General features: G+C 67.3%; 13 protein-coding genes. All 13 read left to right on the top strand.

The genetic code is table 11. From position 1 onward, the window contains the following. Nucleotides 1–7: 7 nt before the first annotated feature. The gene (locus ACWHYQ_RS16835) at nucleotides 8–748 is read left to right on the top strand and encodes a sugar phosphate nucleotidyltransferase (protein ID WP_447973263.1); all 741 of its coding nucleotides are present in this window, start codon (nucleotides 8–10) and stop codon (nucleotides 746–748) included. A 56-nt stretch (nucleotides 749–804) separates the two neighbouring features. Continuing rightward, on the top strand, nucleotides 805–1,830 hold the full coding sequence (gene rfbB / locus ACWHYQ_RS16830; protein ID WP_447973262.1) for a dTDP-glucose 4,6-dehydratase: 1,026 nt from the start codon (nucleotides 805–807) through the stop codon (nucleotides 1,828–1,830). Next, a complete protein-coding gene (gene rfbD, locus ACWHYQ_RS16825) occupies nucleotides 1,818–2,660 on the top strand; it encodes a dTDP-4-dehydrorhamnose reductase (protein WP_447973261.1) in 843 nt (280 codons plus the stop codon). Before rfbB ends, rfbD begins: the two co-directional genes overlap by 13 nt. A 77-nt stretch (nucleotides 2,661–2,737) precedes the next feature. Next, the gene (locus ACWHYQ_RS16820) at nucleotides 2,738–3,727 is read left to right on the top strand and encodes a GDP-mannose 4,6-dehydratase (protein WP_447973260.1); all 990 of its coding nucleotides are present in this window, start codon (nucleotides 2,738–2,740) and stop codon (nucleotides 3,725–3,727) included. Nucleotides 3,728–3,825: 98 nt separating this feature from the next. Next, nucleotides 3,826–4,383: a KdsC family phosphatase gene (locus ACWHYQ_RS16815; RefSeq protein ID WP_447973259.1), complete on the top strand. Its 558-nt coding sequence runs from the start codon at nucleotides 3,826–3,828 to the stop codon at nucleotides 4,381–4,383. A 63-nt stretch (nucleotides 4,384–4,446) separates the two neighbouring features. Further along, entirely contained in the window at nucleotides 4,447–5,901 is a 1,455-nt protein-coding gene (locus ACWHYQ_RS16810) for a mannose-1-phosphate guanylyltransferase/mannose-6-phosphate isomerase (RefSeq protein WP_447973258.1), read from the top strand. 59 nt (nucleotides 5,902–5,960) lie between these two features. Further along, nucleotides 5,961–7,361: a phosphomannomutase/phosphoglucomutase gene (locus ACWHYQ_RS16805; protein ID WP_447973257.1), complete on the top strand. Its 1,401-nt coding sequence runs from the start codon at nucleotides 5,961–5,963 to the stop codon at nucleotides 7,359–7,361. Next, the gene (locus ACWHYQ_RS16800) at nucleotides 7,345–8,172 is read left to right on the top strand and encodes a DUF3108 domain-containing protein (protein WP_447973256.1); all 828 of its coding nucleotides are present in this window, start codon (nucleotides 7,345–7,347) and stop codon (nucleotides 8,170–8,172) included. Before ACWHYQ_RS16805 ends, ACWHYQ_RS16800 begins: the two co-directional genes overlap by 17 nt. A 66-nt stretch (nucleotides 8,173–8,238) precedes the next feature. After that, complete coding sequence (gene fbp, locus ACWHYQ_RS16795; RefSeq protein WP_447973255.1) at nucleotides 8,239–9,249, top strand: class 1 fructose-bisphosphatase; 1,011 nt, start codon at nucleotides 8,239–8,241, stop codon at nucleotides 9,247–9,249. A 31-nt stretch (nucleotides 9,250–9,280) separates the two neighbouring features. Continuing rightward, a complete protein-coding gene (locus tag ACWHYQ_RS16790) occupies nucleotides 9,281–10,204 on the top strand; it encodes a class I fructose-bisphosphate aldolase (RefSeq protein ID WP_447973254.1) in 924 nt (307 codons plus the stop codon). 46 nt (nucleotides 10,205–10,250) lie between these two features. Beyond that, nucleotides 10,251–11,783, top strand: a complete 1,533-nt coding sequence (locus ACWHYQ_RS16785; protein WP_447973253.1) for a DegQ family serine endoprotease — start codon at nucleotides 10,251–10,253, stop codon at nucleotides 11,781–11,783. A 59-nt stretch (nucleotides 11,784–11,842) separates the two neighbouring features. After that, nucleotides 11,843–12,865, top strand: coding sequence for a PIN domain-containing protein (locus ACWHYQ_RS16780; protein ID WP_447973252.1), 1,023 nt, complete (start codon nucleotides 11,843–11,845; stop codon nucleotides 12,863–12,865). After that, nucleotides 12,858–13,565: a 2-C-methyl-D-erythritol 4-phosphate cytidylyltransferase gene (gene ispD, locus ACWHYQ_RS16775; RefSeq protein WP_447973251.1), complete on the top strand. Its 708-nt coding sequence runs from the start codon at nucleotides 12,858–12,860 to the stop codon at nucleotides 13,563–13,565. The genes ACWHYQ_RS16780 and ispD overlap by 8 nt, the downstream gene beginning before the upstream one ends. The last annotated feature ends 2 nt before the right edge of the window (nucleotides 13,566–13,567 follow it).

The following is a 13,567-nucleotide window of genomic DNA, read 5'->3' as shown; positions in this document are numbered from 1 at the left end:
TCCTGTGATGAAGGGTGTCGTGCTGGCCGGCGGGCTCGGAACCCGCCTCTACCCCCTGACCAAGGTCACGAACAAGCACCTGTTGCCCGTCTACGACCGGCCGATGATCTATTACCCGATCCAGACGCTCGTGAACGCGGGGATGCGGGAGATCCTGCTGGTGACGGGCGGGAACAACGCGGGGGATTTCCTCCGGCTGTTGGGAAACGGCAAGGAGTTCGGCCTGAACCATCTGGACTACACGTACCAGGAGGGCGAGGGCGGGATCGCCGACGCCCTCCGGCTTGCGGAGCACTTCGCGGACGGGGAGCCCGTCTGCGTCATCCTCGGCGACAACATTATCGAGCGCAACATCCTCCGGGCGGCGCGGGCGTTCCGGGAGCAGAAGGTGGGGGCCAAGATTCTCCTCAAGGAAGTGAAGGATCCCCAGCGGTTCGGCGTGCCGATCTTGCAAGGAGACCGGGTGGTGAAGATCGAAGAGAAACCCGAACGTCCGGCCTCGCCCTATGCGGTCACGGGGATCTATTTCTACGACGCCCGGGTCTTCGACATCATCAAGACGCTGAAGCCGTCGCAGCGTGGCGAGCTGGAGATCACCGACGTCAACAACGCCTACATCGAGGCCGGGCAGCTTACCTGGGACGTGCTGGACGGCTGGTGGACCGACGCCGGCACGGTCGAGTCGCTGCTCCACGCGAACCAGCTCGTGGCCCGGACTGGGGCCAACAAACTCGATCATGAAGCGTAAATGACCAGCTTCTTCTTGCCTCGATTCACGAATAACGCGAGACGAGAGACGATTCCATGCGCATTTTGGTGACGGGCGGGGCGGGGTTCATCGGCTCGCACCTCGTCCGGCGGCTAGTGGTCGGGGGCCATCGGGTCGTCAACCTGGACGCGCTCCGCTACTCGGGCAATCTCGACAATCTCGCCGACCTCGCCGGGCACCCGGACTATGCCTTCGTGCGCGGAGACATCTGTGACGCGGAGATCGTCGCGCGGGTCTTCCGCGAGCGCGGGATCGAGGCGGTGGTCAATTGCGCCGCGGAGACGCACGTGGACCGGTCTATCCTGGATCCGAACAGCTTCGCCAGGACCGACGTGGTCGGAACGGCCGTCCTGCTGGAGGCCGCGCGCCAGGCAGGAGTGTCGCGGTTTCTTCAGGTGAGCACCGACGAGGTGTACGGGAGCGTCGAGTCCGGCTCGTCGACGGAAGACGATCCGCTCGCGCCGCGGAGCCCCTACGCGGCCAGCAAGGCGGGCGCGGACCTCCTCGTCCAAAGCTACTGGACGACCTACCGGTTCCCGGTCCTCATCACCCGCGGGAGCAACACCTACGGCCCCAACCAGTATCCGGAGAAGTTTATTCCCCTGTTCATCACCAACGCGATTGACGAGCAGCCATTGCCGCTCTACGGCGACGGCCGCCATCACCGCGACTGGCTCTCCGTCTTCGATCACTGTGCGGCGATCGAGCACGTGCTGCATCACGGCGAGCCGGGCGGCGTCTACAACGTCGGCGGGGGCAACGAGCGGGAAAACCTCGTCGTCGCCGGGTTGATCCTTCAGTACCTCGGCAAGCCCACGTCCTTGATCCGCTTCGTCCAGGATCGCCCGGGGCACGACCGCCGGTACGCGGTGGATTGCAGCCGGCTTCGGCGCCTCGGGTGGGCGCCGACGGTGCCGTTCGAGGAAGGGCTGCGCGCGACCGTGGACTGGTATCGGACGCACGAGACGTGGTGGCGGAAGATCAAGTCCGGCGAGTTCCGCGCCTACTACGAGCGGATGTACCGGGACCGGCTCAAGGACGGCGTTCCGTGCGGATCCTGATCACCGGCGCGGGGGGCCAGCTCGGTCACGAACTGCGACGGTCGCTGAAAGACCATGAGCTGACGCTCGGCATCCGGCCCGAGTTCGATATCCTCAAGCCTGAGGTCGAGGGCCTCATCCGAGCGGCGAGACCGGAAGTGGTCATCCATACGGCGGCCTACACCGACGTGGAGGGGGCGGAACGGGAGCCGGCGCAAGCCATGGCGGTCAACGCCGAAGGGACGGAGCGGGTGGCCCGGGCGACTGCGGAGGTCGGGGCTCGCCTCATCGCCCTGTCCACCGACTATGTCTTCGACGGGAAGAAAAGCGCACCCTACGTCGAGTCGGACGAGCCCAATCCGCTCAACGCCTACGGGAGATCCAAGCTGGAAGGCGAGCGGCGGGCTCTGGCTGTCTGTCCGGATACCCTGGTTGTCCGGACCTCCTGGCTGTACGGGGTGCAGGGCAAGAACTTCGCCTCCACCGTCCTGCGCCTGGCCCGCGAGCAGCCGGAGCTGCGGGTCGTGGCGGACCAGCGGGGCAGCCCCACCTATGCTCGGGATTTGGCCGAGGCGATCCATCGTCTCCTGAAGACCAACCTGCGCGGGATCGTCCACGCGGCGGGCTCCGGCGACTGTACCTGGTTCGAGTTTGCCTGCGCGATTGTGGATCTGGCTGGTCTGTCGGTGCCCGTCCGGGCGATCACCACCGCGGAGGCGCGGCGCGCCGCTGCGCGGCCGCCCTACACGGTCCTGGGTGGATCACGGCTGGCCGAGGCCGTCGGTCCGCTACCGCCCTGGAGGGATGCGCTAGCCCGGTTCATGAAAGAGCAAGCTGTCGCCAGCCACTAGCCGACAGCCCATGACGCTGCGAAGCCTTGGCGGCTCGCTGCCTGCTATTTTCGCGGTCTGCTGCCGGAGGGGATTCGATGAAGCGCGCGCTGATCACCGGCATTACGGGGCAGGACGGGTCCTACCTGGCCGAGCTGCTGCTGGAGAAGGGGTACGAGGTCCATGGGATCGTCCGCCGCGTGGCGATCGAGGATCCGGAGCACCGGCTCTGGCGCATCCTGCACCTCAGGGATCGGCTGCGCCTGCACGCGGCCTCGATGGAGAGCCTGCCGAGCATCTACCGCGTGTTCCAGGCGGTGAAGCCCGATGAGTGCTATCATCTGGCCGCCCAGAGCTTCGTGACCTATTCGTTCGAGGACGAGTTTTCCACGTTGAACGCGAACATCAACGGGACCCACTATGTGCTGGCTGCGCTCCGGGACTGTGCCCCGGATTGCCGGTTCTATTTCGCCGCCTCGAGCGAGATGTTCGGGAAGGTCGCGCAGGTCCCCCAGAACGAAGCCACGCCCTTTCATCCGCGCTCGGCCTACGGCATTTCCAAGGTGGCCGGGTTTCACCTGACCAGGAACTACCGGGAGGCGTACGGGATCAAGGCTGCCTGCGGCATCCTGTACAACCACGAGTCCCCGCGGCGCGGATTCGAGTTCGTCACGCGGAAGATCACCTCGCACGCGGCCCGGATCAAGCTCGGGCTCGCCAAGGAGCTACGACTCGGCAACCTGAACGCCAGGCGGGACTGGGGGCACGCGCGGGACTACGTCCGGGCTATGTGGCTGATGTTGCAGCAGGATGAGCCGGAGGACTACGTCATCGCGACAGGGGAGCAGCACTCGGTCCGGGAGTTCGCCGAGGCCGCCTTCGCGTGCGTCGGGCTGGACTATCGCGACTACGTCGTCGTGGATCCCCAGCTCATCCGTCCCGCCGAGGTCGAGACCTTGCTCGGGGACGCCACCAAGGCGAGGCAGAGGCTCGGGTGGACCTGCCAAGTCAAGTTCCAGACCCTCGTCCAGGAGATGGTCGAGGCCGACCTTGGCGCCCTGACGGGCGCACGCGGCGCACGACCCTGAGTGCGGCCGGCCGTTGTTCTGTCGGGCGTCCGTACCGCTGATGGTTGGCGTTCCGCGGAAGGCTCTGCTAAGATCGCCCCGAGCCGATTCGGGTTTCCATGTCAACCCCACGACCCAACCGATCGAGCCGCCGGGACGGGCGCGCGTCCCTGACGCGGACGCTCCGGCGCGTCCGCCTCTTCGCCACCGACGTGGACGGGGTGCTCACCGATGCGGGCATGTACTATGCGGAGTCGGGCGACGAGTGGAAGAAGTTCAACACGCGGGACGGCATGGGGATCAAGCTGCTCCAGCAGGCGGGCCTGGTCACGGCATTGGTGACGATGGAGGAGACCAAGCTGGTCGCGCGGCGCGCCGAAAAGCTCGCGATCCCCGAGGTCCATCAGGGGATCCGGGACAAGCTCGGGGCGCTCCGCGCGATGGCGGCCCGTCACGGGCTGACGCTGGACGAAGTCGCCTACATGGGCGATGACATCAATGATCTGGAGGCGCTCCGGGCGGTCGGATTTGCGGCGGCCCCGGCCGATGCCGTCCCGGCGGTCCGGAAGGCGGTCCACTATCTCTGCCGGAGGCGCGGTGGGGAGGGGGCGGTCCGGGAGGTGGCCGACCTGATCCTGGCGGCGCAAGCAGGCAAGCCTGTGAGGCGTGGGGCGTGAGGAAGGCCCTCTCCTGCGAGCCACGCATGACGCGCGACGCGCGGTAAACGACGACTGCGGCGAATGACGAGGCCCCGCACCAATTCTCATCTGTATGCCGTCATCATGGCTGGCGGCAGCGGCACGCGCTTCTGGCCGCTGAGCCGGCAGCTCTACCCCAAGCAGCTCCTGCGGATCATCGGCGACGAGACGCTGATCCAGCAGACCATGCGGCGCGTGCTGCGCTGTGTGCCCGTCAACCGGGTCTTTCTCTCGACGACGCCCGTCCAGGCCGAGTCCATCCGCTATCAGCTCGGAGAATGGAAGGATGCGCTGCAGGGGCATTTCATCGTCGAGCCGGAGGCCCGGAACACGGCGCCGGCGATCGCCCTGACCGCCGTGACGTTGGCCGGCCGCGACCCCGAGGCGATCATGCTCGTGCTGCCGGCGGACCACGTCATCAAGGGGGCCCGGCGATTCCAGTCCGCGGTCCGGCTGGGCGCGGAGTTGGCTGCGCGAGGCCATCTGGTCACGTTCGGCATCCGCCCGACCAGGCCCGAGACCGGGTACGGCTACATCCGGCCCGACCTCGCCCACCGGCTCGCGACCCGAGACGGGCTGACCGGCTACCGGGTGGCGCGCTTCGTGGAGAAGCCCGACGCCCCGACGGCGGCGACGTACCTGCGTGCGGGGCACTACTACTGGAACAGCGGGATCTTCGTCTGGCGCGCCAGCGTGATTCTGGAAGAGCTGAAGCGACTGCAACCGGCGCTCGCGGGAGCGCTCCGGAAACTCGGCGAGCTTGCGCGGGGCGGGGCGACGGCCGCGCGGCTGGCGCCGGTGTACCGACGGTTGCCGCCGCTCTCGATCGACCAGGGCGTCATGGAGCGTTCGTCCTGCGCGGCGATGATCCCCGTGGACTTCGCCTGGTCCGACGTCGGGACCTGGAGCAGCCTGGAGGAGGTGGCGCCACGCGACGGGGCCGGGAACGTGTTCAGCGGGAACGTGGTGGACCTTGGCAGCCGGAACTCGATTGTCTACGCGGACCGGCGGCTGGTGGCGACGCTCGGCTTGTCCGACATGGTGGTCGTGGACACGCCGGACGCCACGCTCATCTGCCCGAAGGCGCGCGCGCAGGATGTCAAGCGGGTGGTCGAGATCCTGAAGCGGCGGGGCGCCCCCGAGCATCTGGAGCACCGCACGGTGTTCCGACCCTGGGGCTCCTACACGGTGCTGGAGGAGGGGCCGGGCTACAAGGTGAAGCGGGTGACCGTCAGCCCGGGCGGCCGGCTGTCGTTGCAGCTCCATCACCGGCGCAGCGAGCACTGGGTGGTCATTGCTGGCCGGGCGCGCGTCACCTGCGGGCGGCGTGTGTACGAGCTGGCGGTGGGCCAGAGCACGGCGATTCCCCGGGAGACGCCGCACCGCTTGGAGAACCCGGGGCAGGAGCCGCTGCACGTCATCGAGGTCCAGAACGGGCCCTACCTGGGCGAAGACGACATCGTCCGGCTCCAGGACGATTACGGGAGAAGCCAATAGCGAGTAGCCAATAGCGCTGAGCTCCTTGCTGTGAGCTGTTCGCTGGTTGCTGCGCAAAGATGACGCTGTTTCGCGAATACGACATCCGAGGGATCGTCGGTCAGGAGCTGACGGAGGAGATCGCCGAGCGCATCGGCCGGGCCTTCGCTACGCTGGGCCGGGACAAGGGTGTGAAGACCGTCGCGGTCGGGCGGGACGGCCGCGCCAGCTCCCCGGTCCTGCGAGATCGGCTCGTGCGCGGCCTGACCGCCGGCGGGCTGAACGTCGTGGACATCGGGGCCTGCCCGACGCCGGTCCTGTATTTCTCGCTGTTCACCCAACCGGTGGACGGAGGCGTCATGATCACCGGCAGCCACAACGTCGCCGAGTACAACGGGTTCAAGCTCTGCGTGGGCAAGGAGGCGCTGCACGGCGAAGAGATCCAGGAGCTGCGGCGGGTCATGGAGGCGGGTCGGTTCAGCTCGGGGGCGGGCACGGTCACCAGCCGCCCGCTGATCCCCGACTATCTGGCCTTCCTCAAGCAGACCTTCGCCGCCGTCCGTGCGGAGCGGCTCCACGTGGTCATTGACTGCGGAAACGGCGCCGCCGCGCTCGCCGCCAAGCCGGCCTTGGAGCAATTAGGCTGCCGGGTGACGGGGCTGTACTGCGAGCTGGACGGGCGGTTCCCCAACCACCATCCTGATCCGACCGTGGTCGCCAATCTCCAAGACCTGATCCGCACCGTCCGGCAGACGGGCGCCGACGTCGGGATCGGCTACGATGGGGATGCCGACCGCATCGGCGCGGTGGACGAGCGGGGCGAGATTCTGTGGGGCGACCGCCTGATGGTCCTCTTTGCCCGCGATATTCTCGCCGCCCGGCCGGGCAGCACGATTCTCTCGGAAGTGAAGGCCTCCCAGACCCTCTACGACGATGTCCGCAAACACGGCGGCCGTCCGATCATGTGGAAGACCGGGCACTCGCTCATCAAGGCCAAGATGAAGGCCGAAGCGGCCGTTCTGGCCGGGGAGATGTCCGGCCACATGTTCTTCGCCGACCGGTACTTCGGCTACGACGACGCGATCTACGCCTCCTGCCGGCTGGTCGAGATTCTCGCCCGGGCCGGCAAGCCGCTCTCGACGCTGGTCGCCGATCTGCCGCCGACCTGCGTGACGCCGGAGATCCGCGTGGACTGCCCGGACTCGATCAAGTTCGACTTGGTTCGGCGCGTTCAGGAGCGATTTGTCGAGTTCGCCCGGCTGGGCCGTGCGCCGGGCAAGGACGGCCTGGCGATCCGGGACGTGGTCATCATTGACGGCGTCCGCGTGATCTTCGAAGACGGTTGGGGGCTCATCCGGGCCTCGAACACCCAGCCGGCCTTGGTGTTGCGTTTCGAAGCCTCGACGCCGGAGCGTCTTTCGGCCATTCAGACGCTGATCGAATCCCACCTGGACGAGGCGCGTCGTGCCCTGGGGGCCTGATCGGCGTCGGCTGAGCCGGCGCGCCGCGCTCTCTCTGTTCGTCGTCACGAGCCTGGCCGCGCCTCCTTCCGCGGTGGCGGCCCCCCGAGGCGATGCGGTCCGGCCTGCGCCGGCTCAGCCCGTCTCGTCGCGGCCCTTCTCCGGTGGAGAGCGCTTCATCTACGCGCTCTCCTGGCTGAACCTGCGGGCCGGCACGGCCGTCATGGAGGTGCGGGCACACCCGTTCGCCGGCGAGCCGGCGCAACTGGAACTGCTCACCAGGGCCTGGTCCACCCCCTTCCTCTCGCGGTTCTATCCGGTGGACAACCGGGTGGAATCCATCGTGGATGCCGCTACGCTCGCGCCACGGCGGCTGATCTTTCACCGGCGCGAGGGCAAGCGGAAGAACGAGTTCGACCTCACGTTCCGCCAAGACCAGGGTGTCGTCACATCGATCAAGGACGGGGTTACAGACGTGATTCCCATCCAGCCGGATACCCAGGACGCGCTCTCTTGCCTCTACTACGTCCGGAGCCTGCCGTCCCTCAGGCCCGGCGACTCGATCTTCCTGAACGTTCACCACGACAAGAAGAACTACCGGCTGGAGGTACGGGTCGAGGGCATCGAGCGCGTGGCAGGCGCCTGGGGGGAGCGGGAGGCGATCCGGGTGCTGGTCGTGATGCCCTTCCAGGGGATCTTCCTCAACGAAGGAAACATCCGGGTCTGGTTCACCAATGACGACAGACACGTTCCCTTGCGCATGCAGGCCAAGGTCATCATCGGCTCGGTCGTCGCGGACCTGATCGAGGGCTACGGGGATGGGTCCCGGTGAACGCGTTTGATTGCCCGTCCACCGTGAAACCGCTATAATTGTGCATTCCGTCTGCGAGGTGCTGGCATGGGCCCGTTTCCCGTCACCCTGACCCGTTTCATCATCGAAAACCAGGCGGTGCACCCGGGCGCGACCGGAGAGTTTTCCGCGCTGATGGCGCAGATCGGCCTGGTCGGCAAGCTGCTCGCCCGCGACCTCCGCCGGGCCGGCCTGATCAACATCCTGGGGGTGACGGGGGAGGTCAATGTCCAGGGCGAGGCTGTCAAGAAGCTGGACGAGCTGGCCAACGAGACGTTCCTGAAGGTTTTTCAATACAGCGGGCTCGTCTGCGCCCTAGCCTCCGAGGAGATGGAAAAGCCGGTCCAGCTTCCCGAGAACTGGCCGCACGGCAAGTACATGCTCCTCTTCGATCCCCTCGACGGCTCCGCCAACACGGACGTCAACATGCCGCTGGGGACGATCTTCTCCGTGCTCCGCCACAAGGGCAAGGACCGGCTGCCGACGGAAGCGGAGCTGGTGCGGCGCGGCACGGAGCAGGTGGCCGCTGGGTACCTCCTCTACGGGTCGAGCACGATGCTGGTGTACACATCCGGGCAGGGAGTGCACGGGTTCACGCTGGATCCCGAGGTGGGCGAATACCTCCTCTCCCACCGGGACATCCGGATGCCGACTCGGGGGAAGGTGTACGCGGTCAACGAAGGCAACGCGCAGAAATGGCCGGCGGGCCCCCGACGCTACCTGGACTGGCTGAAGACTCCGGACAAGACGACTGGCCGTCCCTATGCCGGCCGGTATTCCGGCTGCCTCGTGGCGGATGTCCACCGGATCCTCTTGGGCGGCGGCATCTACCTCTATCCCGCGGAGACGGACAAGCCGGAGGGCAAGCTGCGCCTGCTGTACGAAGCCAATCCGCTGGCGATGGTGGTCGAGCAGGCCGGCGGGCGCGCCAGCACGGGGACGCACCGGGTCCTCGCCGTCGAGCCGGCCGGCCTGCACCAGCGCGTCCCCCTGCTCATCGGGAGCCGGGAGGACGTCGAGACGGCCGAGCAGTTCATTCAGGGCAAGCGGACATCATAACGGGGCCTGAGTTCCGGTCAGGAGGGTGAGCATGAGCGATCGCGTTCGAGAGATCCTGAGCTGGTACGGCAGCGACAACCCGGGCACGCGCATGAACCTCGCGCGCCTGTTGAACCACGGCAAGCTGGGCGGGACCGGCCGGCTGGTCATCCTTCCCGTGGATCAGGGGTTCGAGCACGGCCCGGCCCGCAGTTTTGCCCCGAACCCGCCGGGCTACCATCCGCACTATCACTTCGAGCTCGCGATCGAGGCCGGGTGCAACGCCTACGCGGCGCCCCTGGGGTTCCTAGAAGCCGGGGCAGCGGAGTACGCCGGCCGCGTGCCGCTGATCCTCAAGCTGAACAACCACGACCTCCTGCACGAGGACAAGGACCCACTCCCGTCGGTGACGGGCAGCGTGCGGGACGCCCTGCGGCTCGGCTGCGCCGCCGTCGGCTTCACGATCTATCCGGGCTCGGCGCACTGCACGACCATGTACCAGCAGCTCCGCGCGATCGCCGAGGAAGCGAAGGCCCATGGGCTCGCCGTGGTCGTGTGGTCCTACCCGCGCGGGTCCCAGCTCAGCAAGGAGGGGGAGACCGCCGTGGACGTCGTCGCCTACGCGGCCCAGATCGCGTGCCAGCTCGGCGCCCACATCGTGAAGGTCAAGCTCCCGACCGCGCACCTCGAGCAGGAAGCGGCCCGCAAGGTGTACGAGGCCCAGCAAGTTCCGATCAAGACCCTGGCCGAGCGGGTCCGGCACGTCGTGCAGAGCGCCTTCGACGGCCGGCGAATCGTGATCTTTTCAGGCGGACCCAAGAGCGAGGACAAGACGTTTTTCGAGGAAGTCCGGGCGATCCGAGACGGGGGCGGTTTCGGCTCGATCATCGGGCGCAATTCCTTCCAGCGCCCGAAGCCGGAGGCGCTCAAATTCCTGGCCACGGTCATGGGCATTTATGCCGGTGAGATTCCATAGACGACCGTGGACCCCGAGGGCTGACCGCGTCTTCCAAGGAGGTTCCGTGAACGGCTACGAGCCCAGCCGGCTGGCGCAGCGTGGGGTGAGCCCGTTTCTTGTGGCCAGCCTGCTGGTGGGCGTGGGTATCCTGATCGGCCTCGTCGCGGCCTCGGACCTGGGCTGGCTGCCCTTCGGCCATGCGGTACCCGAGCCGGTCAAGGTCAAGCCGACCCCGGCCAGCCTCCCGCCGCCGGCCGTCCCGGCTGGGCCGAACTTCGTCGAGGTCGCCAAGGCCGTGACGCCCGCGGTGGTCAACATCTTCACGACCCGCACGAGCGTGGGAGGGAACCCGCACGCGATGCCTTTCGAGGACCCGTTCTTCCGGCGGTTCTTCGGCGAGGAATTCTTCCGCCGGTTCGAGGCGCCGCGGGAGCGGAAGGAGCGCAGCCTCGGGTCTGGCGTGATCGTGGATCCCAACGGGCTCATCCTCACGAACAACCACGTGGTCAGCAAGGCGGACGAGATCAAGGTGTACCTGGCCGACAAGCGGGAATACAAGGCCAAGCTGGTGGGGACCGATTCGAAGTCCGATCTGGCGGTGCTGAAGGTCGCGGCCGAGGGCCTGCACACGATTCCCTGGGCGGACTCCGATCACCTCCAGGTCGGCGAATTCGTGCTCGCGGTCGGGAACCCCTTCGGGCTGCACCAGACCGTGACGATGGGCATCGTGAGCGCGATCGGACGAGCCAGCATGGGGATTGCCGAGTACGAGGACTTTATCCAGACCGACGCGGCGATCAATCCGGGCAACTCGGGCGGCGCGCTGGTCAACGCCCGCGGCGAGCTGATCGGGATCAACACCGCGATCTTCAGCCAGAGCGGCGGGAACATGGGCATCGGCTTCGCGGTGCCCAGCAACATGGCCCGCTCGATCCTGGAACAGCTCGTCAAGAACGGGCGGGTCGTGCGCGGGTGGCTGGGGGTGTCCATCCAGGAGCTGACGCCCGATCTCGCGTCGCAGTTCGGCGTGCAGGACGCCAAGGGCGTGCTGGTCAGCGACGTCCTCGACGACAGCCCGGCCAAGCGGGCCGGCATCGAGCGCGGCGACATCATTGTGGAGTTCGACGGGAAGCCCGTGGACACGCCGACCCAGCTCAAGAACGTCGTGGCGCAGGCGGAAATCGGGCGGAAGACGACGGTCAAGCTGGTTCGGGACCGGCGCGTGCGCACGGTGCAAGTCACGATCGCCGAGCAGCCCAAGAGCGTGGCCCAGGCGGGCCGGGAGGACTCCGGCGAGGCGATCCGGCCGGCCGGGCTGCTCTCGGACCTCGAGGTCCGGGAGCTGGAGCGGGGCCTGACGAGCCGCCTCAGCCTGGCGGCTGGCCAACGCGGCGTGCTGATCGCATCGGTGCGTCCCGGCAGTGTGGCGGAAGAGACCGGCCTCCGGCCGGGCGACGTGCTCCTCGAGGTGAACCGCAAGCCGGTGGACAGCCTGACGGCCTACGAACGGGAGGCGGCTGCGGTGAGCAAGGATCCGAGCGTGCTGCTCCTGATTCAGCGGGGCGGGCGCACGAGCTACGTGACCTTGAAACCGTGAGTCCCAGGACCGGAAGCGATCCTGATGGTATAATTGCTGGCCGAAGGGGGGTGGAGCCTATGGCACGACGCATCGTCTTCGTGCTCCTGTGCGCCCTCGCGGGCATGGCCCTCTTCCTGCGTGGGGGAGAGCTGAACGCGCCGCTGATGGTCGCGGGGTTCGCGATCGGGGGGGCCACGGGCGGACTTATTCTGGCCGGAGAATACGCATTACAGAAGCTCTCGTTTGGCATCATCGTTGGCGGGACCTCGGGATTGGCGATTGGGCTCGTGCTGACGGGGTTGGTGGAGTGGGTCGGGAGCGTCATCTTCGACGTCGAGACGGTCCTCTTTCACATCGGGGGCCTCGTCTTCCTGCTGGGGCTGCCGTACCTGGGGCTGGTCTTGGGCGCCCGGTTCGGGCAGGAGCGGATGGCGGGGGCGGTCAAGCATCCGGAGCACGCGGCCCCGGTGTCCAACATGAAGATCCTGGACACGAGCGTCATCATTGATGGCCGGGTGGCGGACCTCTGCGAGACCGGCTTCCTGGAGGGGACGTTCCTGGTGCCGCAGTTCATCCTGCACGAGCTGCAGCACATCGCGGACTCGTCGGATTCGCTCAAACGGGCGCGCGGCCGCCGCGGGCTGGATATCCTGAACAAGATCCAGAAGATGGTGGACATTGACGTCCGCATCGTGGACGACGATTTCCCACAGGTGAAGGATGTGGATTCCAAGATCGTGGTGCTCGCCAAGAAGGTAAATGCCAAGGTCATCACCAACGACCTGAACCTCAACAAGGTTGCCGAGCTGCAAGGGGTGCGGGTGCTCAACATCAACGAGCTGTGCAACGCGCTCCGGCCGGTCGTGCTGCCGGGCGAGACGATCCGGGTGTTCGTCCTCAAGGAAGGCAAGGAGGCCGGGCAGGGGGTCGCCTACCTGGACGACGGCACCATGATTGTGGTGGACAATGCCAAGCGCTGTATCGGGCGGAACGTGGACGTCGTGGTCACCAGCGTGCTGCAGACGACGGCGGGGCGGATGATCTTCACGCGGCTCAAGGAAGAGGCGGAAAAGGAGGAAGTCCAAGTCGCGCGTGGCTAACCGAACCGTCGCCCTCGTCCCGGCGGCGGGACGGGGGATCCGCATGGGGGGCGATGTCCCCAAGCAGTTTGTGACTTTGGGGGGCCTCCCCATCCTGGTGCACTCCCTCCTTGCCCTGGAAGGCGCGGACTCCGTGGCGGGAATCGTCCTCGTCGTCCCCGCCGCCGACCGCGAGCACTGCCAGAGGGAAATCGTCACCCGTCACGGCTTCACCAAGGTCACCCGCATCGTCGCCGGCGGTCCGGAGCGGCAGGACTCGGTCCGGTTAGGGCTGGAATCCATCAGGGAGGAGGCCGACCTGATCCTGGTGCACGACGCGGTCCGGCCCTTTCTCACCGCCGATATGATTGCCCGGGTACTGGCCCGGGCAGCGGAGTGGGGGGCGGCGGTTGTCGCGATCCCCATGCGCGACACGGTCAAGCAGGCCGGCGAGGACGGGCTGGTCGCGCGGACCGTGGACCGGCGCGGGTTGTGGCTGGCCCAGACTCCGCAGGCCTTCCGGATCGAGGTCTTGCGGGAGGCGCACCGCAAGGCCCATCTCGAGGGGTACCGGGCCACCGACGACGCCCAGCTCGTGGAATGGCTCGGGCGGCCGGTAGCGCTCGTGGAGGGCAGTGGGGAGAACATCAAGATTACCAGGCCGGAGGACCTGGCGATCGGAGAGGCGATCCTGGCTGCGCGCAAAAGACGTGAGGCGTAAGG

It is taken from the genome of Nitrospira sp. Kam-Ns4a (genome assembly GCF_965152595.1).
The sequence above is the reverse complement of the archived record's forward strand: the minus strand, read 5'-3'. Positions and strand labels throughout refer to the sequence as shown.